Below are 19,252 nucleotides of genomic sequence, written 5' to 3'. Positions count from 1 at the left end.
GATAGAAAGAAAAGAAAGCGGAAGAATCAAAGGCCCCGGCGGCCTTCCAGAGCCCGGGCAAGGGTCAAGGCATCCGCATGCTCCAAGCCGCCGCCTGCCGGCAGCCCCTGGGCGATCCGGGTGACGTGGCAGCGGCCGCGCAGCATGCCGGCGATGTAATTGGCGGTGGCTTCACCTTCCACATCGGAACCAGGAGCGAGAATGACCTCGGGTACCTTTTCCTCCTCGATCCGGCGGAGCAGTGACCCGATTCGCAGGTCATCCGGAGTGACGTTATCCAGTGGCGAAAGCTTGCCCCCAAGGCAGTGATAGCGGCCTTTGAAAGCTCCCGAGCGTTCAAGCGGCAGCACGTCCGTCGCCTGCTCGACCACACAAATTACCGACTCACGCGAGGGATCGGAGCAAATCGCGCAGCGCTCCGCCGTAGCGAAAAAGCCGCAATTCGAGCAGGCGATGACTTCCTCTTTGGCGACTTCCAGAGCCCGGGCAAGGGCCAAGGGATCCGCCTTCGCACTCTGGAGCAACCAAATGGCGATACGCTCGGCGCTACGCGGGCCGACACCGGGCAGACGGCGGAGTTCTTCCACCAAACGGCCGACGGCCTCGGGATATTCGATGCGTGCCATTCGAAAGGAAAAGAAATCTCAGCCAGGTTGGTCACCGGGCTCCTGATGACGGGTGGCGTAGATCATCGACCAGAGGCCACACCATACCAGCGCGCCAAAGGGCATCGTCACCGTGGCCTTGTAGCCGGCCAAGGCAAGGACTGGAATCCATGCCAAGGTAAGCGCCAGCGTGGTGGACCAGAGCACGGCACGTCGCCAATTTTCCCGAGAACCCAGCATCCCTGCCGCGAGGCCGAAAACCAAGGGAATCACCCACAGCCATACGGCGTAGGAGGGAAGCTGGCGAAATTCGCCGCCGAGACCGGAGCCGGAGATCCACTGCGAAACCAGCGCATCGAATTTCCGGGAAAGGCCCATAATTTCCAAGGCCAGAGCCACCACCAGCGACATTCCCGCAATCGCCAGAAGAGCGGCTCCGGGATGAGCGGGAGGTTTGGACAAGGAATTCGACATGGGGACGTGGGCGGAGACTAAGACTTCCGCCGGGGAAAGCTCAATAGCATTGGAGGGATCATCAACACCCCAAGGCCTGCTGAAGGAGTTCCAGATGCTTCTCAGGCGATACCTTCTCAAGAACCGTCTCAATCCGGCCATCCGCCCCAATGAGGAAGGTGGTCCGCTCCGTGCCCATGAAGGTCTTTCCATACATCGACTTTTCCACCCAGACGCCATAGGCACTTACAATCGACTGATCCTCATCAGAAATCAGAGGATAGGGCAGCTCGTATTTGGCGATGAATTTTCGGTGCTTTTTCACCGGATCGACGCTCACTCCGAAGATCTTCGCCTGCGACTTCACGCCGTCCCAGCTGTCCCGGAGAGCACAGGCTTGCTTGGTGCAGCCCGGGGTGTCGTCCTTGGGATAAAAGACCAGCACGACCCGCTCGCCACGGAGATCGGCGAGGGAGACAGTGGCGTCTTCGGCATAGCCATCACCCGCGACCGGGGCGGCAAACAGGGGGGCGGGATCACCAATGGCGGGCTTCACGGGCGCGAAACTGGCCCGCATTTTCCGACAATCAAGCCCTCCGAAAGCCCGTGAAAATCGCCAACTCCCGGATTGACAGGTGAGCGGCTCCCTCATAGCTTCCGCGCCCCGACTTCTAGGAAAACAAGATTCGAACCGAATGAGCGACCGTAGCATGCGTGGAGTAGTGGTGAAAAAGGGCGAGCCCGTTGATCGTGCCCTGAAGCGCCTCAAGACCAAACTGGACACCGAGGGCATCCTCGAGGAAATGCGCCGCCGCCGCGCTTTCGAGTCCCCCGCCGCACGCAAGATCCGCAAGGCCCGTACCGCTCCGAAGCGCCACAAAGTGCGCTGGCGCTACACCAGCCCGTCTCAGAGCGCCAAGGCTGAAGAAGCCGCCGCTGCTGCCGCCGAGGCCTGAAGACATCCTTTCCTAGAAGTCAGAAGCAGGACGGACGCCCCAAAGGCGTCCGTTTTTGTTTTCCGGAGAAGCCCTACCCGGACTCCTGTGAGCTTCTTTTATCAGCCGCGGAAAAATTGAGAGCAACGCTGCCTTGGAAGACGAAAAACGGGATCCACGGCATTGGTCATCCCATGAGGGGAAAAAAGGCCGACATTCTTGATGGAGACGGTCCCTATCAGCCGGCAGATCCGATAGCCGACGCGAAACCGATCGAGAACGACAGGCTCAGCCGTGCGATCAGACTCCACGGCATGCTTGCCAATTTGTTCTTCATCATTGCGATCGCGGCTCTCCTCGTTGCTCCGCTTTTCATCATCGCGGCATCTCCCATGCCCCTGCAGAACCTGCTTTGGTCCCTCAGCTCACCTGCCAGCCTGATGATTGCGGCGGCTCATCGGATCTATCGGAGAGTTTGCCTCAGCAGGCTGGATCGAAATCTTCCGGGCTAAGCGCTAAGACATCGGCACCAGCTTCGCCCTCGTCTCCTCATCGATTACGAGTGGCTTTCCTTGGTTGTCGACGCGCACTGAGACGATCTTTCCGAGCGCGTAGACTTCTCCGTCCTTCAGGACTTCGAAGAGCCAGTTGATCGAGGCGGCGCCGATTTTTTCGATGCCTAGATGGACCTCGATCTTATCGCCGAAACGGAGGGGTTGCTTGAAGTCGCAGGAGACATGCACCCGCGGCCAGCCACCGAGTTCACGATCGATGATCGTGATCCCCTGCCTTTCGAGGAAGGCATGCTCTGCCTCCTCGACGTGGCGGAAGATCTTCGGGAAATGGATCCAACTGCTGCAGTCGGTATCCCCGAAGGCGATCTGGGAATGGTGTATGTAGAGCGGTGAAATCATGAAAACCGCTTCACAATCAGCGAAGCATTGTGCCCGCCGAAACCGAAGCTGTTACTGAGGGCCACGTCCACCTTTGTTTCACGGGCGGTGTTCGGGACCACATCGAGATCACACTCGGGATCCTGGTTTTCCACGTTGATCGTCGGCGGGACGACGCTGTCGACGATCGACATGATGGAGGCGATCATCTCGATGCCGCCTGCAGCACCAAGCATGTGGCCGGTCATCGACTTGGTGGAGCTGACCATCAGGCCGTTCGTGGCGTAGTCGCCGAAGGCGAGCTTGATCGCGCGGGTTTCGGCGATGTCTCCCAGGCCGGTCGAGGTGGCGTGAGCATTCAGATACTGCACTTCTTCCGGGTTCAGCTTCGCGTGCTTCAGCGCCATGCCGATGGCATAGGCCGGGCCGCTGCCGTCCGGGGACGGGGCGCTGAGATGGTGGGCATCCGCGCTAACACCGTAGCCGACGAGTTCGGCGTAAATTTTCGCCCCGCGCGCCTTGGCGTGCTCGAGTTCCTCGATCACAACCACACCGGCACCTTCACCCATCACGAAGCCATCACGATCCTTGTCGAAAGGACGGGATGCCTTCTCGGGCTCGTCGTTGCGGGTGCTCAGCGCCTTCATGTTGGCGAAGCCGGCGAGCCCCATCGGCAAGATGGTCGCTTCCGCACCACCGCAAAGGAAGGCATCGGCATCGCCGAATTTGATCATGCGCCATGCTTCCCCGATATTGTGGTTCGAAGTCGCGCAGGCAGTCACGATCACCATGTTCGGGCCATAGAGGCCGTGCTCCATGGAGATGATACCGCTGGCGATGTTGGAAATCATCATCGGGATCGTGAAGGGCGAGACGCGCTTCGGCCCCTTGTTCAGGCAAACCTCGTGTTCACGCTCCAGCGTACCGAGGCCACCGATGCCGCTGCCGACCATCACGCCGAAACGGCGGCGATCCACTTTTTCCAAGTCCACGGCGCTGTCCTCAAGCGCCATCTTCGAGGCGGCGACGGCGAACTGCACGTAGCGGTCCGAACGACGGGAGTCCTTGGGAACGTTGAAATAGTGATCGGGCGAGAAATCCCGCACTTCGCCTGCGATCTTGCACTCGTAGGGGGTGGGATCGAGCTGGGCGATCGTGCCAATCCCGCTGCGACCGGCTTTCATGCCATCCCAAGTGGATTTCAGATCGTTTCCAAGGGGGCTGACACAGCCAATGCCGGTGATAACAACTCTTCTTTCGCTCATGAGGTGTGACGGGGCGTAACGCGGGGAATTTCGGCGTCCTTAGATGCTGCAGCTACGGGTGGCAAGCCTCATCCCAAGCTACGGTTCGGTCCACGTTCATTGGCGGCACCGCAGTGGGGACAGTGGAAAATACGGCCTCTCCCTTCGTCTTCAACCACCAGAAGGCATAGACGGCAGGCCACCCGGCGGCGCAGCGACCTACGCTCGGCATTCCGGTTCGACCAGCGGGAAATCCACGCAAAAAAGGCGACGAGCACCATGGCGGCACCGATGCTCCAGGCGGCAAGTTCGGTAAGGGTGAGCTCGATCATGATCCGCTGGAAATTTCCACGGCCGTCCAGCCGCCCTGCCTTGCGCCACCCTCGATCCTCAGTTCACGGAGCCAAGCCTCGGCACCAGCACCTCCCTTATCGTCCTTGGGGGAAGAAAGAGGGGTCACGCGAGTCACCCGACCCTTCTCGTCGTAGTTCAAAAGGTAGCGATTTCCCGCCGCGAGGTCCGCAGGAGCGTCGGACGCGGGCGTGACGACGCGAAGCGAGCCGGAAGCCAGCACCACCGGCCGGGCCGGCTGCGGGAGCGGCGGGAGCATGGAAGGCGGATCAGGAACCGGCAGCGGAGGAAGCACCCCGGGAGATGTCCCCCCGGGCCCTGAAAGATCCTGCACCTCAACTCCCACCGGGCGGAGCGTGGGCTGATAACGGAAGCCAGGGGCCGAAGCCGCTGCGAGTCCACCATCAATGAGCGATTTGATCTCCGGAGAGTCCACCGCATCGTCCCGACGTGGCATCGGGCCCGCTTCCAAGGCGATCATCTGGAGCGCGTTCCATTCTTCACCTCGAGGAACCAGAATCAGAGCCCCGCGGCGTTCCGGCTGGCGGACCGATCCGCCACCAACCCGGACCCGGACACTGGCCGCGAGGCCGGCCGTGATCAGACCAACGAGACAAAAAGCACTGATGAAACGCCAGTGATTGCTAACGGGAAGACGCCACTGGAAAACCAGACCGGACTCCCGGTCCCGGCTGGTGCGCTTCAATCTTCCCGCGAACATGGCTGACTAGGGATGGTCGGCGCTCGGAGCGGAGGGCTCGGACTGCCCGAGCAAGAGGACCCGGAAACCCTTCTGGAGGGCCATTTCGGCCACATTCCGCTGGGTCTCGACCGAGACTCCCTTGTCCACCCGCAGCAGGACGGTGCTTGTGGGTGCCCAATCGCCTTGGCGGCGGGCATCGAGTTTTTCGGAAAGCTGAGCGAAGGATACCTGCTGGCGCTCAAGCCAATAGACCGGGGGTGTGTCGGAGGTGATACTCACCACCGCCCGATCCTCCTGACGCTCAAGCTGGAAGCGGGAAACCGGGAGTTCCAAGGCGACGCCAGACTGGCTGAAAAGCGAGGGCAGGAAAAACACCAGCATCAGCGCCATCAGGTTGATAGCAGGTACCACGATCAGGAAACCGGGAGACTCCGGCAGCGTCGTTTCGAGCTTCATTTCTTCCGCTCTTCGCGACGGCGCGCTTCAAGTTCATCGCGCATCGAGACGATACCGGTATCCGCCCGGGCATCGCAGATCATGTTCACCATCTCGATCCCGGTGCGTTCGATCCGGTGGAAGAGGCGCTTCGCGCGGCCGAGGAAGTAGAGGTAGAAGAGGTAGGCCGGGATCGCGATCGTCAGGCCCACGGCGGTGGTCACCAGCGCAGATTGAACTCCGGAGATGACTTCTGCCGGGCCGGCGAAGCCGCCGCGCTCACTCATGCGCTGGAAGGTTTCGGCGAGGCCGAGGACCGTGCCGAGCATCCCGGTCAGGGGTGCCAGCATGGCGACGGCAAGGATCGCGCGCAGGTTCTTCTCCACCCGCGGGACCTCAAGCTGGCCGGCTTCCTGGGCGATATCCCGGAGGTCCGGGCGCTCCATGGAGTGGCGAAGCAGGACCGAGTGGGCGACGCGGGCGACCGGACCGGGAGCGCGGGCCGCCTCGTGCATCGCCTCGGCGTAGGCCTTCCGGCGGACGTGATTGGAGAGGCCTACGAGCAAATCGCCCACGTTGATGCGGGCGCGGTGGAAAAAAAAGAGCCGCTCGACGACGAAAAGGGCTCCGAAAAACGCGAGCACCGCCTGAAGCCACAGGATCGGTCCTCCGTTCTCAAGAAGGCCCGATGGGTCGAGGAATTCGGTCGGCATGGCGGCCAGCTATAAACCATCCCTGACCGTCTGGCCAGTCCGATGAAAGATTTGGGGAGGGCGGGTCGGGAAGGCAAAGCCTCCCCGACGAACCTAGGAATTGGAGCGGCGCGCTCCGAAGGACCATAATTGAGCTTTTACGTCAGCTTGGCGGGCAATGAAGCGCCTCAATTTTCCTGCCTGTTCCGCCTGATAAAACAGGGTAATTAACAGGCGATTTTCCATAAATCCGCCGCGAGCGGCACGGAAGAAAGAGTCATCTGATGACCTGTCTCGGGGTGAATTATCAGGGACTTCGCTCCGCATATCGATGGCTTGAACACCGTAAAGACTCACGCATTCCGACGACGGATTTCTACTGCCAAACGCACATCAACCCGGGCGAAGTTCCGATGCTCTCCTGCATCCGTGGCACCCTATTCCTTTCCGACCGGAGCAGCTTTCGCTTCGGGTAGGGGCTTCCCCCCCACGGCGTAGGGCTCGAAGGCTTCCTTAAGCTTTTTAAGGGAGATTTTTCCTGCCGCGGTGTCCTTTTTGAGGTTTGCCGCTTCCGGGAAGTGTTTTTCCAGAATCTTCATCAGGTCGCAGTCACCAGTCACCGCCGACTCCGGCAGCCCACGGTCTTCCGCCATGGAGACGAACATCATCACGAGTCGCACGAGGCCCTCCAAGTCGGTTCGATTGACCGCTCGATCGGGATTGGGAACCTTGCACCCCTCGAAAAGCTCCACCGGATCGAAATTGAGCGAGGTAAGATCCATTTCCGGGTTGAGCACCACCAAAGAGGGTTGCTCCGCACCAATTGCTTTTCCAGAACGCGACTCAGGGCCGGTCGCTACCGACCATTGACTCAATTTCTCCTCCTGGAAGCGGAGCCGGAGCCCGCAGGGAATAAATTCACGATCCGGATTTTCCGGAAGCTTCTCCGGAGCAAGGCCATAAAAGAGCTCATCTGCTTGGGCAAAGGTTGGCTTTCCCAGAACCTTTTCCACCTCGTTCCGGCTCATGCCGACGCGCAGGGCTTCAGAAAGATCTTCATCGGTAGGGAGACGATCCAAATAGTAGATGCCCATCTTTTCCCGCCCGGCTTTCAACTGTAGATATTCTTGTTCCGAATATGGCACCACCTCCCGATGTTTCTGGAGGGGTTTCGCCTCGAAGGCCTCCCCCTTGGGGCGAGGAGGGCGACCGGAGATTCGTCTTGCGAGATCGTCCATTTGCTCGTCGCTGAGCCCGGCCACATTGAAGAAAAACCGCGCACCCAAGGAGTCTCGAACCACCGGAGCCGTGACCACCCGCCCATCGACAAGGACGGCAAAGCGATCCTTGCCGTGGGCCAAGCCGGTTGTCGCCGCTTTCATCTTCTTAGCTCCTTCTTCGTTGAGCTCGACTTGGATCTGCTCCTCTACGGACGCATCAGCATTTTTAACATCGGCGTCCGAGATGATTGCCTCCTTCACAACGAAGATCTGCTGCACCTCATCGCGATATTTGAGTTCCATGCGTTCGGCACCCGGCACGGGCTCATCGAAGGCCCGGGAGATCCGCAGGATCTCGCCTTGGGAAAGGCCGATGCCGAGGAAAGGAATGGCAATGTGAAGCAGCCTCATGGGGTCCGGATGGTAGCCGGGAGCATCTCCAAGGCCGCTACAAACTCACGTCCTATTTCAGCTCCCATTTCTCCCCGAAGAATCCGGCGGTGGGGATCGCGCCAGGGTAGCGACTGTTCGGGGCGGTGTTCAGATCGACAACGGCCCAGTCCGGGAGCTTCGGGGTTTGGCGGGCATTGTTGAGGTAGTCGTATTCGCGGAAGGTGAAGCTGCTGTTGAGGACGACGTAGCGCCCGGGATTCAGGGGATTCGGGTAGATGCAGATCAGGGCATGATCGCTCGAGGAGAAGCTGTGGCTGCCCGCCTCAATCTTGTCGCCAGACCACCTGATAGGGAGCTTTGGCGCGACCTGAGCCATGAGAGCATTCGAGGACGGGTCTCCCCAAAGAATGAGATTGGACGAGCGGATATCGTCTTCGGTTACCGCGGTGTCGTCCTTCACGCGGACATCGCCCCGGAACTGCCGACGCCACTCGCGGATGGCTCGTTCCATTTCGGATGCGGCCCAAGTCCCGGCTTTTTCATTGGCCGCCTTTCCGGTGGGACGGACGAAGATGAAGGAGTTCATGAAGGCATCGTCAATGGGGCCTTGGAGGTCGTGCGTCTTTTCCAGAGCATCGGACTTTCCTGCAGCGACACTCCATTTGCCATCCGCTTGGCGGGCGAAGCTCATCCGCATTGATCGATCCGAAGGGATGGAAACCTCGCCCTCAATCGCAGATTCGTATCCGGTTTCCTCCCCGGGTGCGGCTTCCCGCACATCCACGCCGAAGAAGCGTCCGACCTCTTCCGGAAAGGTGCCGGAATCAAAAATCAGGGTGAAGGCTCTCACATTCCTCACCTCGATCAAAAAGCCGGCCTTCGAAAAGGAGCCCCGGATCGAGGCGGGCTGCCAATGTTCACCGAGGGCATCGATCTCGATCCATGCGTTGCGGTTCGTCTTCAGCGTATAGGTTTCCCAATAGACCTCGCGGGGCACCTGCCTGCGTCCGTTGGACGCGATTCTATCGATCGCATCCGCCACGACCGTCTTCGCTTCCTTCTCATAGCTATGCGCTGTTTTCGCCCCGATGATATGGCGAAGCGACAAGCCGCTATCGTTGGCACCGACCATCCGCGCCATGGCATCGGCCGCCTGCTTTTGCTTATCGATCTCCCCACTATAGGCGACGGTCGGACAATTCATCAAATTCCGAGCGACGGCGGTAGAGTCGTAGAGATTCCACAACTGGCGTTCCCATGGATAGGGCTGGAGCTTCTCGCCTTGGAAGAAATTGAGGAACTCCTCAGTCTCGCTGAAGCCTGCACCGGGATTCGCGGCACACCATTGCGAGGCATGGTGCGTGGCGATGTGCCAGCAAGCGGCACCGCCAAGCGAGAAGCCGCGGACGATGATGCGGTCTTCATCGATGCGGTAGTCCCTCTTCACGACTTCGAGCGCTTCGAAGAAGTCCGTTTCCCCCGCGAAGCGCTGGCCATTGCAATAGCGACCATAGGGGTGAAGGACGATGGCATCCTGTGGGGTGAACTCTCCGGGCTGGGTCATCCGCTGGTGGATGAAGTCGAGTTCGCTGAGTTTCTCGCCGCGACCGTGGAACCAAGTATCGAGCCGCCAATGATAGGGAAGGTCCGCTTGGAAGGATGGAGGGACGACGAGACCGAAGGGCTGCACGCTGCCATCGATCTTCGAGAGGTAGCCGCGGGGAATGAGGCCGGTCTTTTCGAGCCAAGGGGTCTTGCCCTGAAGGAGGGCATCGAGACGGAAGAAGCCTTCGTGGAGTTGCTCCGTCGCCCATGCGGTTTGATTCGCTTCGTAGAACTCATCATAGCGCAGCGCCCAGTCCACGGCCTTGTGGAAGATCTGGACGTCGGGGAGATAGGCGAGCGCAGGTTTTCCGGAGAGGGAGCCTTTGGCGGATTCGATGGCGGTGGCGAGGCGGGCGGCCTCTGCGGTTAGGGCGGCGCGCTGGTCCCCGGGGATGGGAATGCCTGGGGGCGGGATGGGGCGGACTTGATCGGCGAGGTTGTCGGCCGCGCCATCGGCTTTCAAGGGTGTGGCGAGAGAGAGGAGGAAGAGCAAGGCAAGGGCACGCGAGAGCATGGAGGATCGAAGGATTTTGCGTAGGCTTCTTCGATACGTGTTCGAAGCCGCGGGTCATTCCGGCAATCGGCAGGATGCTGTTCCTCCGGTAGCGCTCCATGGCACGACCGGTTACGGAAAGGCGCACGCAAGGCGCGGGCCGGAGGTAGGTTCTCAACCGCGAAAAACGCGAAAGATCGCGAAATTTGAGCAGCCGTTGAAGGGAGACTCCTGATCGGGTGACAGCTTGATCTAGCGGGAGCGGCCACGAGCACGGGAAGTCTCGTCACCGCTTCCGATTCGGAAGTGCTCACCGCATGAAGCGTCCCTACAGGACGCGATGTCCCGTGCGGACCAACCCGGAACTTTGTCCCGGGCTTTTATGAGTGGTCCGCTTCGGGACGGAAGAGAGGAATCCAAAAGCGAATGACTCCCCTCCAATCTCCTGTGCTGATGCCGCCCCGTCTTACTTCTTCGCCCAGGAGTCGCGGAGACCGATGGTGCGATTGAAGACGGGCTTGGTTCCGGGCTGGTGGTCGTGGCGGTCGGCGACGAAGTAGCCGAGGCGCTCGAATTGGTAGACCTCTTCGGGTGCGGCGTTGGCAGCGGCGGGTTCGACGTAGGCGCGGATGGTCTTGAGCGAGTCCGGATTGATCACGCTGACGAAGCCGCCTTCGGCAGCATCGGGATCTTCGGCCGTGAAGAGGCGATCGTAGAGGCGAACTTCGGCTTCGACACCGTGCTCGGCGCTGACCCAGTGGATGGCGGCGCGGCATTCCACGCCTTCCGGGGCGTCGGCGCCCCTGGTGCCGGGCAGGTATTCGCAGCGGACTTCGGTGATCTTGCCGGAGGCGTCTTTCTCGAAACCGGTGCACTTCACGATGTAGCCGCCGCGAAGGCGGACGTGGCGGCCGGGGCCGAGGCGGAAGTATTTCTTCTCCGGAACCTCCATGAAGTCATCGGCCTCGATCCACAGTTCACGCGAAAGCGCAACCTGGCGGGAGCCCATGGCGGGGTCCTTCGGGTGGTTGTCGAGTTCGATGTCCTCGCTCTGGCCGGCGGGGAAGTTCTCGATGATGAGCTTGAGAGGATCGATCACGCCCATGCGGCGCGGGGCGGCGGCATTCAGGTGATCGCGGATCTCAAACTCGAGCTGGGCGATATCGGTGATGCCTTGAAACTTGGTGATGCCGGTTTTCTCGCAGAGCTTGCGGATGGCGATAGCGGGAATGCCACGGCGGCGCGCGCCGGAAAGCGTGGGCATGCGCGGGTCATCCCAACCGGCGACGTGGCCTTCCTTCACCAGCGTGAGCAGCTTGCGCTTGCTCATGACGGTATAGGTGAAATTGAGGCGCGAGAACTCGATCTGGCGCGGCTTGGCCGGGACCGGGCAATTCTCGATCACCCAATCGTAGAAGGGGCGATGGATCTCGAACTCCAGGGTGCAGAGCGAGTGGGTGATGTGCTCATGCGCGTCCTCCAGCGGATGCGCGAAGTCATACATCGGGTAGAGACACCAGGCATCGCCGGTATTGTGATGCTCCGCCTTCAGCACGCGATAGATGACGGGATCCCGCAGGACGATATTCGGCGAAGCCATGTCGATCTTCGCGCGGAGGACTGCGGCGCCTTCCTCGAAGCCACCGGCGCGCATCTTGGCGAAGAGCTCAAGGTTCTCCTCCACGGAGCGGTCACGCCATGGCGAAGGGGTTCCCGGAACGGTGAGATTGCCGCGGGTTTCCTTGATCTGCTCGGCGGTCTGCTCGTCGACGTAAGCGAGGCCATTCTTGATGAGATGGACGGCGCAGTCGTAGTAGAACTCGAAGTAGTCGCTGGCGTAGAAAAGATTGTCACCCCAATCGAAGCCGAGCCACTTCACGTCGGCCTTGATGCTTTCGACATACTCGACCTCTTCCTTCTCCGGATTGGTATCGTCGAAGCGCAGGTGGCAACGCGCGCCGACGGCCGCATTTTCCTGCGCGATGCCGAAGTTCAGGCAGATCGCACGGGCATGGCCGAGGTGCAGGTAGCCATTCGGCTCCGGGGGGAAACGCGTGATGGTGGTCTCGTGCTTACCGGAGGCGAGGTCGGCGGCGATGATCTCGCGGATAAAATCGGTCTTTGGGGAATCGGACATGGAGTCGGGGAAAGAGTGCCAAGTGATCAGTGATCAGTGCAGAGCGCCTGGTGAAGAGCCCGTCAGAGGACGGAATTTACCGGAAGGATTTTGACGAGATAGTGGTCTTCTTCAGCTTCGGCTCGCTCGGTAGCGTAACCGCGAAACAAAATGGAACAACGGCCGGGCTGGATGCGATAACGATCTTCCATTCCCCAAGGCCATCCGAAGACCCCGACTTCGACGGCAGGCACTTCGATCTCTGTACAAACCTCAAAGTCGAAGGAATCAGCAAAATCAGGAATGGGATCATCAGGCCCGCAACTGGTCACCCGCGCGGCGATATCGGCAACGGGGGAAAGCGCCGCAATGTGCTTCTCGGTAAGATGGTGTTTGCTTACGTCGTCATCCGTCCAATTCACGGGTGCGTCCGGTTTGAGAACCAGATCCGCCACATAGAATTGGTGATAGCTGGAATCGACGACGAACTGCTTCATTTACCGAGTTCTTCCAACAGCGCCTGGTTCAAACGGATGCCCGCCTCGAAGTTCTCCACCGGGAAGTTTTCGTTCGGCGAGTGGATCTGCGAGTCCGCCAAGGCGAGGCCGAGGAGGAGGGTGTCGACGCCGAGGATATCGCGGAAGGCCTGGACGATGGGGATGCTGCCGCCTTCGCGGATGAGGACCGGATCCTTGCCGAAGGACTTGCGGAGGGCTTCCTGGGCGGCTTGGCCGAAGCTGCTGTTCGGATCGGTGTAGAAGGGCTTGCCATCGTGGCCGCCGACATAAAGCAGCGAGACACCCGGAGGGCAGTGCTTGTCGAGGTGGGCCTTCACCTTCTCCATGATGTCGGCGGGGTCTTGGTTCGGGACGAGACGGAAGGTGAATTTCGCAAAGGCCTCGGCGGGCAGAACGGTCTTCGAGCCTTCGCCCTGATAGCCGCCGCCGATGCCGTTGATCTCCGCGGTGGGGCGGGCCCAAGTGCGCTCGGCGGAGGTGTAGCCGGCTTCGCCATGGGTCTTCGAGGCACCGCTGTAGCGGATGAAATCGTCATCGCTGGTGCCGGGAAGCTTCGCCCACATCTCGCGCTCCCAGTCTTCCAGGGGCTTCACGTCATCGTAGAAGCCTTCCACCTGAACGCGGCCTTCCGGATCGTGGAAGGTCGAGACGAGGCGGGCGATTTCGGTAGCGGGATTCCGGATGGCGCCGCCGTAGATACCGGAGTGGAGGTCGCGCGCGGGGCCACGCAGGATGACCTCGCAGGCGGCGATGCCGCGGAGGCCATAGCTGAGAGTCGGCTGGCCGGGAGCGACCATGCCGGTATCCGAGATCGCGATGATATCGCACTTCAGCAGCTCGCGATTTGCTTCAAGGAAAGGTGCAAGGCTCGGACTGCCGATTTCTTCTTCGCCCTCGAAGAGGAAAATCAGGTTCACCGGGAGATCGCCCTTTTCCTTCAGCGTCTTTTCCACGCCGAGAATGTGCGCGAGCATCTGGCCCTTGTTGTCGGTGGAGCCGCGGGCCCAGATCTTGCCCTCGCGGATTTCCGGCTCGAAGGGCGGGGTGGACCAGAGATTGAGCGGATCGACCGGCTGGACGTCGTAGTGGCCGTAGATCAGCACGGTTTTCTTGCCGGGCTGGTGCGCATTTTTCGCGACGACGATGGGGTGGCGCTCGGTCTGATGGAGGGTCGTTTGAAGCCCCATGGCGGTCAGCTTGGAGACGATCCATTCGGCACAGGCACGGACGTCACCGGCATTCCGGGAATCCGTGGAAATACTGGGAAAACGAAGGAAAGCGAACAGGTCCTCAAGCTCCGGCGTCATGTGCGCATCCAAGCGGTCCGCTCCCCTCCCCGGCAAGGCGAATTCCTACACGGGGCCGCCGCAAAAGTGACACCTCTTTCAAGGATGACGCGGGTTCCCCGAAGAATCGCCCAAGAAAACCAAACGCGTTTTCGTTTCTCCGATAGACCTGACAATCATGGACTTGGACCAAGATCAAGAATACGTCGAAAACGTCACCTACGCTCCAAAAAAGCGATCTTTCTGGAGTAAACTGGGTGGTGGAGCGCTCAGCATTTCGATTCTCGTTCACGTAGGACTTCTGGTGCTCGGGGCATTCTGGGTCTTCCAGATCATCCAGGAGCCGCCGAAGAAGGTGGACTTCATGCCGGCCGGCGGCGGAGGCGGAAGCCCGGAAAGCACGATGCAGCAGAAGCAGCGCACTTCGCTGGTGCAGAAGAACGTGGCGCGCGTTTCGGCGATTGGGGTTTCGAGCGATCTCTCGCTTCCCGAGCCAGAGCTGGGCTCGGAGATGAGCTCGCTTTCGAACATCGGCGGTGGTGGAATGTCCGGCGGCCTCGGAGGAAATGGGTCCGGTGGCGGCAAGGGCAATGGCCGCGGGTCCGGCTTCGGCGACGGAATGGGACCGGGCATGGGCGATGGCACCGGGATCAAGAATCCCTTTGGCGCGATCGAGGCGACTCCAAGCGCCTTGGTCGGCACCTTCTATGACCTGAAGCAGACCTCGGATCGCCAGCCGACGAACATGACCGACGACGAGATGCGCCTGAAGGTGCGCGACATCGTGGACAAGGGTTTCAAGGAAAAGGAATTCAGGGACTACTACAAGGCCTCGCAGAAGCTCTATCAGAACAAGCTGCACATGCCCTTCATGTCCGCGGAGGCAGCGCCTGCCGCTTTCAACTGCGAAAAGGAAGTGCAGCCGCGACGCTGGATCGTGGTGTATCGCGGCACGGTGAAGGCACCGAAGACAGGCAAGTTCCGCTTTGTGGGTGCCGGGGACGACCTGCTGGTGGTGCGCTTCAACAACCGCACGGTATTTGACTACGGCTATACGCTCGGTTGCACGGGCACCCACATGTTCGGCCGTGCGGCGGATGTGGATGGCACCAACGATGTGCCGGAACTCGCCAAGGACATCCGCAAGATGGGACCGATGCGCGTGCCGATCCAATTCTACAAGTACGAGACTTCTCCGAACTACAATGACAACATCGGCGGCTTCGCGGTGGGTCCGGAATTCTCGGTGAAGGAAGGGAATGCCTATCCGGTGGAGATCCTGATCGGTGAGATTCCGGGTGGTTACTTCGGTGTTTCGCTGCTGATCGAGGAGATCGGAGAGAACTATGAGAAAGCCACCACGGGCGCACCGATCCTGCCGCTGTTCCGCTTGGACAATTCGCTTCCCGATCCCAACATGGAAGGCCCGGCACCGCGCTACGCGAAAGAAGGCCCGATCTGGAAGCAGAGCGGCACGAGCGGGATGGTCCCGGGGATTTGATCCGGGAGTTAGCTCATCGATCTACAGGGAAGGCAGCATCGTGAGATGCTGCCTTTCTTCTTCCCGTAGCAACCGATTATAACAGATTATTCCAGCTTCTCCCGCTCTTCGCGGATCACCCGCATCGCATCATACAGAGCGAAGCAGACGGTGAAGATCGCGAGGAAGCCGCAGCCGGTCCACCAGAGGAAGAAGCGCCAGATGTTTCCCTTTAACCAGCCATCGATACCCCAGAGGCCGATGGCAAACATGGCGAGCAAGAGGATGAGGCAGCGGCCCATTGCACGGCGACGCAGGGTGCGGTCATGAAGGACTCCCTTCGCCACGACCTTGTTCGCCTCCCACTGGGGAACCTGCTGCTTGTCACTCATGGATTGGAAGCCTCGGACAGTTCGTTCGCGACGGCAAGGACGAGGATCGCCTTCAATCTCGCGCGGAGCGACGAGGCCCCATCGAGGCTCCGAGCATCAGCAAGGGCGGGATTCCAAGGGCCCCGAGTTCGAGGTAAAACCACTTCGATGGCCTGACCTTGATCTCCGTGGCGAGCTTCTGCGCGAACTCGCGGCCGATGTCATCCAACGGTCCTTTCGGCTTTCCTTCGGCCCGCTGTTCTCCGCGAAGTTTCTCCCGGAGCGTGGTTTCCGCCGGAAAACCAAGGACCAGCTGGATCGCGAGGCAGATGAATGCACATCCACAGAGGAAAGCGGTGGCGCGTGCCAGATCGGCGCGATCCGCAATCATCGAGGCAAAACCGATGACCGCCGCCGAGACCGCGCCGACTAGTGCGAAGGCTGCGAGGTAAGACGTGCCCAGGGACTCGCCCTCGCTGTCGAGCTTCGGCCCATGAGCTTGGGAGCGCTTGGCGGGCGTTGCCGTGCCGGTGATCGTCTGGAAACCGGTCTGGGTCGCCGACTTTTCCCCGCTGCACTCGACCTCCACCCAAGGCAGGAAAAAGAAGACCAGCGCGGCGAGAGCGGAGACCAGATTGAGTTTCGGAAGCATCTCTGCAAAGTCATAGGCCGATTGCGCCGCTCCGACAAGATTTCACACTTCCGGCAAGTGGATGATCCCGCGCCTCAAGGCCACGGTGACGGCCTCCGTGCGATCGCGCACCTGGAGCTTCCCGAGGATGTTCTTCACGTGGGATTTCACGGTTTGCTCAGAGATCCCGATGGAAGCGGCGATCTCCTTGTTCGCTTCGCCCAGTGCGAGGTGGCGGACGATCTCGCGCTCGCGGTTGGAAAGGACTTCGCTACGCTGACGTGCCGCCAAATGGCTTTCCACTTCGGGAGGGATCCACGTGTCGCCGCGCATCAGCGCGTGAATGGCAGGAACCACCTGGTCACCGGAACTGTGCTTCAAAAGGTAGCCGGAAGCGCCCGCATCGAAGGCGGCGAAGATGTCCTCGTCTCCTTCGAAGCTTGTCAACACCAGGACCTTCGCGCCGGGGGTCCTGCTACGGATCAAGCGCGTGGCCTCCACTCCACCCAGCACCGGCATGCGGAGGTCCATGATGGTGACGTGCGGTTGCAGGCGCTCGTGCATGTCGGCGCCTTCCGCACCATTGGACGCTTCCGCGATCACGATCATGCCGGGTTCCCTCCTGATCAGGCTTCGCAGCCCCTCGCGGACCACGAAATGGTCGTCAACGACGAGGATCTTGATGGGTTGAGGAGTGTGCGGGTTCATATTGATTTCGAGAACTTCCATTCCGCAGCGGGACTTTGACGCGGACCAAGGTGCCGCCACCTGGGTTTTCCGTAAGTTCCAGCTTGCCACCGATGCGCACCGCCCGCTCGCCCATTCCGGTAAGACCGAAGTGGCCGGGGCGCGAGCCGCCCTGAATGCCGCTGCCGTCATCGGAAACGGTGAGCGTCACGCTTTCCGGCGCGGTGTTCAACTCCACCGTCAGGCTGCCGGCGCGGGCGTGTTTGACCGCGTTGGTGACCGCTTCCTGACCGATGCGCAGGAGGTTGTCTTCGATCAAGGGTGGCAACTTGACCGGCACGCCACTGCGCTTCACCTCCAGCTCGATGTTCGAACCCAGTGCGATCGATCGCGCGGCGCGTTCGATGGCTTCGGCCAGATCGAACTGCTCCAAGGCCACCGAGCGCAGGTTCCAGATCGATTGGCGCATTTCCGCATGGCACTGCCTCACCAGCACATCCACGGCTTGGAGACGTTCGCGCGTGTCAGGAGAGGCATCTTCCTCGGAGTTCCCGATGCTATGAAGCTGGAGGTGGATGCCGGTAAGTCCTTGCTCCAAGGTATCATGAAGATCCCGCGCGAGCCGGTTGCGCTCCGCGGTGACCGCCGTGCGCTCGCGCATTTCCGCGGCGAGTTTCAAGTTCCGCCGTGAAATGAAATAGGCGAAGATTGCCACTGCCGCGAGCCCTCCGAGAGCAATGGAAAGCAAGACCAGCAGGCGCTTCACCGTGAAGAAGCTGGCATGCTCCACCACCCTGATGCTGTTCCGATCCGGGATCAGGACTTTAAAGGAAGTGGAATTTCCCGCACCATCCGCGCTGACCAGGCAGATGCCGCTGGCATCGAGCGTGCAGCCTTCTTCGAGGTAAGAAACATTCTCTCCCTGCTTCTCTTCCAACTCCGCGGTGAAGACTCCGCGCGGGGTATTCAACGCCAGCACCAGGATGCCACTGCCATCCGGAGACGGGGCATGCAGGCGATCTAACAAACGCCCCCGCACCGTGACGTAAGCGGCATGTTGGAGACCGTCCACGAGATCATCCACCGGCATCGGCTTCGGAGCCACCGCCCCGCCTTCGGGGGGAAAAGACGCGAACACCGCATCCGAAAGCACGGGCAGGAAGTCCTCCAGGTCCGGAAAGCCTACTGCCTCCACCTGATCCCCTCTCTTCAGCTTGGCCGCGCCCGCGCCACGCACCGCGATGCCGCTTTTGCCATCATTGAGATAGGCCACCCCATCGCGTTCATAGACCAGTTCCCCGCGGACCCTTACACGATCGCCGCGCGTGAAGCCCGGGCGGTATTGGAAGGCCTGCTGCAAGGGACGGATGGGACTCTTCCATGGGTCGGAAGGCTCCCGCCGGAAAACATGGAAATCGTCATCGGTCGAAGCGAGGACTTGCACGTCCACCAATTGCCGCAAGCCGCCACGTGCACGCACCGGCACCGCCACGCCACGCATCCAGATCTTCGCGGCGATCAGATCCTCCGGGTTGAGGGTGCGGGCGTTACTAACCCGCACCGTGACCCGTGCCGATCCGGAGCTCAGCACCGCGGAGAAGGTCGTGGGCGAAACCATTTCCGCGCTGCGGACCCAACCATGCACGTCCACGAGTTCGCCATTGTATTCGCCGTTCAAAAGGCCGCCGCCCGACGCATTTGCCGCTACCGGCCGGATCCCGCGGCCCTTGTGGCGGAAGCGGGCGTTGCTGATGACGGGCGCATAAGGGCCGCGCTCAAGGCGGCCCTCGATCTCGACGGTATCCCCGACCAATGGCCAATCGACATTCGTGAAGCTCACCTGGACGCCACCGGTGCGGTCCTGGAGCTGGAAGAACTTCCCTTCACCCGGGTCGATCCAGGTCACGATACCGCTGGTCCTAATTTCCACCGGCTCGAAGGGCTCCGTCGCGGCCTTCAGCTGGAGTTCTCCGATGGCCTGCGGAAGCACTTCCTCTGCCCGCAAGCAGCCCCCCGTCACCATGCCAAAGACCAGGCACAGGCATACAAAGGGGAGGCGGGGCTTGGGCTTCACGTTTCAGGAAAAACTGACGTGACAGTTTTCATGACGCGAACACTTTTTGTCTCACTCCAAAGAGGGA

21 protein-coding genes are annotated in these 19,252 nt (G+C 60.8%); 3 read left to right on the top strand and 18 right to left on the bottom strand.

Annotated features, from left to right (window positions below; genetic code table 11):
• Positions 1-26: 26 nt before the first annotated feature.
• The 3 genes from recR to HHL09_RS16875 all read right to left on the bottom strand — a co-directional run bounded on the left by recR (position 27) and on the right by HHL09_RS16875 (position 1,614).
• Entirely contained in the window at positions 27-626 is a 600-nt protein-coding gene (gene recR, locus HHL09_RS16885; protein WP_169455790.1) for a recombination mediator RecR, read from the bottom strand.
• An 18-nt stretch (positions 627-644) separates the two neighbouring features.
• A complete protein-coding gene (locus HHL09_RS16880) occupies positions 645-1,067 on the bottom strand; it encodes a hypothetical protein (protein ID WP_169455789.1) in 423 nt (140 codons plus the stop codon).
• 73 nt (positions 1,068-1,140) lie between these two features.
• A complete protein-coding gene (locus tag HHL09_RS16875) occupies positions 1,141-1,614 on the bottom strand; it encodes a peroxiredoxin (protein WP_240963647.1) in 474 nt (157 codons plus the stop codon).
• 139 nt (positions 1,615-1,753) lie between these two features.
• Between HHL09_RS16875 and rpsU the strand changes: the two genes are divergently transcribed.
• A complete protein-coding gene (gene rpsU, locus HHL09_RS16870) occupies positions 1,754-2,014 on the top strand; it encodes a 30S ribosomal protein S21 (RefSeq protein WP_240963646.1) in 261 nt (86 codons plus the stop codon).
• Positions 2,015-2,187: 173 nt separating this feature from the next.
• Positions 2,188-2,505, top strand: a complete 318-nt coding sequence (locus tag HHL09_RS16865; protein WP_169455787.1) for a hypothetical protein — start codon at positions 2,188-2,190, stop codon at positions 2,503-2,505.
• A 3-nt stretch (positions 2,506-2,508) separates the two neighbouring features.
• Here the strand turns inward: HHL09_RS16865 and HHL09_RS16860 are convergent, their stop codons facing one another.
• The 11 genes from HHL09_RS16860 to HHL09_RS16810 all read right to left on the bottom strand — a co-directional run bounded on the left by HHL09_RS16860 (position 2,509) and on the right by HHL09_RS16810 (position 13,975).
• Positions 2,509-2,907: an acyl-CoA thioesterase gene (locus tag HHL09_RS16860; RefSeq protein ID WP_169455786.1), complete on the bottom strand. Its 399-nt coding sequence runs from the start codon at positions 2,905-2,907 to the stop codon at positions 2,509-2,511.
• The gene (gene fabF, locus HHL09_RS16855; protein ID WP_169455785.1) at positions 2,904-4,151 is read right to left on the bottom strand and encodes a beta-ketoacyl-ACP synthase II; all 1,248 of its coding nucleotides are present in this window, start codon (positions 4,149-4,151) and stop codon (positions 2,904-2,906) included. Before fabF ends, HHL09_RS16860 begins: the two co-directional genes overlap by 4 nt.
• 68 nt (positions 4,152-4,219) lie before the next feature.
• Entirely contained in the window at positions 4,220-4,462 is a 243-nt protein-coding gene (locus HHL09_RS16850) for a hypothetical protein (RefSeq protein ID WP_169455784.1), read from the bottom strand.
• Entirely contained in the window at positions 4,459-5,202 is a 744-nt protein-coding gene (locus HHL09_RS16845; RefSeq protein ID WP_169455783.1) for a hypothetical protein, read from the bottom strand. Before HHL09_RS16845 ends, HHL09_RS16850 begins: the two co-directional genes overlap by 4 nt.
• Positions 5,203-5,208: 6 nt before the next feature.
• Entirely contained in the window at positions 5,209-5,640 is a 432-nt protein-coding gene (locus HHL09_RS16840) for an ExbD/TolR family protein (RefSeq protein ID WP_169455782.1), read from the bottom strand.
• Positions 5,637-6,332, bottom strand: a complete 696-nt coding sequence (locus HHL09_RS16835; protein WP_169455781.1) for a MotA/TolQ/ExbB proton channel family protein — start codon at positions 6,330-6,332, stop codon at positions 5,637-5,639. The genes HHL09_RS16840 and HHL09_RS16835 overlap by 4 nt, the downstream gene beginning before the upstream one ends.
• 416 nt (positions 6,333-6,748) lie before the next feature.
• Entirely contained in the window at positions 6,749-7,942 is a 1,194-nt protein-coding gene (locus HHL09_RS16830) for a SecDF P1 head subdomain-containing protein (protein WP_169455780.1), read from the bottom strand.
• Positions 7,943-7,994: 52 nt separating this feature from the next.
• Complete coding sequence (locus tag HHL09_RS16825) at positions 7,995-10,043, bottom strand: prolyl oligopeptidase family serine peptidase (protein ID WP_169455779.1); 2,049 nt, start codon at positions 10,041-10,043, stop codon at positions 7,995-7,997.
• A gap of 445 nt (positions 10,044-10,488) precedes the next feature.
• Complete coding sequence (locus HHL09_RS16820) at positions 10,489-12,159, bottom strand: glutamine--tRNA ligase/YqeY domain fusion protein (protein WP_169455778.1); 1,671 nt, start codon at positions 12,157-12,159, stop codon at positions 10,489-10,491.
• Between the two features lie 62 nt (positions 12,160-12,221).
• Complete coding sequence (locus HHL09_RS16815; protein ID WP_169455777.1) at positions 12,222-12,635, bottom strand: hypothetical protein; 414 nt, start codon at positions 12,633-12,635, stop codon at positions 12,222-12,224.
• Complete coding sequence (locus HHL09_RS16810; RefSeq protein ID WP_277349184.1) at positions 12,632-13,975, bottom strand: dipeptidase; 1,344 nt, start codon at positions 13,973-13,975, stop codon at positions 12,632-12,634. The genes HHL09_RS16815 and HHL09_RS16810 overlap by 4 nt, the downstream gene beginning before the upstream one ends.
• Before the next feature lie 145 nt (positions 13,976-14,120).
• On the opposite strand from HHL09_RS16810, the gene HHL09_RS16805 reads away from it, so the two are divergent.
• Positions 14,121-15,443: a hypothetical protein gene (locus HHL09_RS16805; protein ID WP_169455775.1), complete on the top strand. Its 1,323-nt coding sequence runs from the start codon at positions 14,121-14,123 to the stop codon at positions 15,441-15,443.
• 86 nt (positions 15,444-15,529) lie between these two features.
• Here HHL09_RS16805 and HHL09_RS16800 read toward each other — a convergent pair whose 3' ends face one another.
• Genes HHL09_RS16800 through HHL09_RS16785 form a run of 4 tightly spaced genes read right to left on the bottom strand, consistent with a single transcriptional unit; the run spans position 15,530 to position 19,185 of the window.
• Complete coding sequence (locus tag HHL09_RS16800; protein ID WP_169455774.1) at positions 15,530-15,814, bottom strand: hypothetical protein; 285 nt, start codon at positions 15,812-15,814, stop codon at positions 15,530-15,532.
• Between the two features lie 52 nt (positions 15,815-15,866).
• Positions 15,867-16,445 carry a hypothetical protein gene (locus HHL09_RS16795; RefSeq protein WP_169455773.1) on the bottom strand — a complete coding sequence of 193 codons (579 nt, stop codon included), beginning with the start codon at positions 16,443-16,445 and terminating at the stop codon, positions 15,867-15,869.
• A gap of 42 nt (positions 16,446-16,487) precedes the next feature.
• Positions 16,488-17,132 (bottom strand): response regulator, encoded by a 645-nt coding sequence (locus HHL09_RS16790; protein WP_169455772.1) that lies wholly within the window; start codon positions 17,130-17,132, stop codon positions 16,488-16,490.
• Positions 17,089-19,185, bottom strand: coding sequence for a sensor histidine kinase (locus HHL09_RS16785; RefSeq protein WP_169455771.1), 2,097 nt, complete (start codon positions 19,183-19,185; stop codon positions 17,089-17,091). The genes HHL09_RS16790 and HHL09_RS16785 overlap by 44 nt, the downstream gene beginning before the upstream one ends.
• Positions 19,186-19,252: the final 67 nt, after the last annotated feature.

The sequence above is a fragment of the Luteolibacter luteus genome, from assembly GCF_012913485.1.
Classification (GTDB): Bacteria; Verrucomicrobiota; Verrucomicrobiia; order Verrucomicrobiales; family Akkermansiaceae; genus Haloferula; species Haloferula lutea.
The sequence above is the reverse complement of the archived record's forward strand: the minus strand, read 5'-3'. Positions and strand labels throughout refer to the sequence as shown.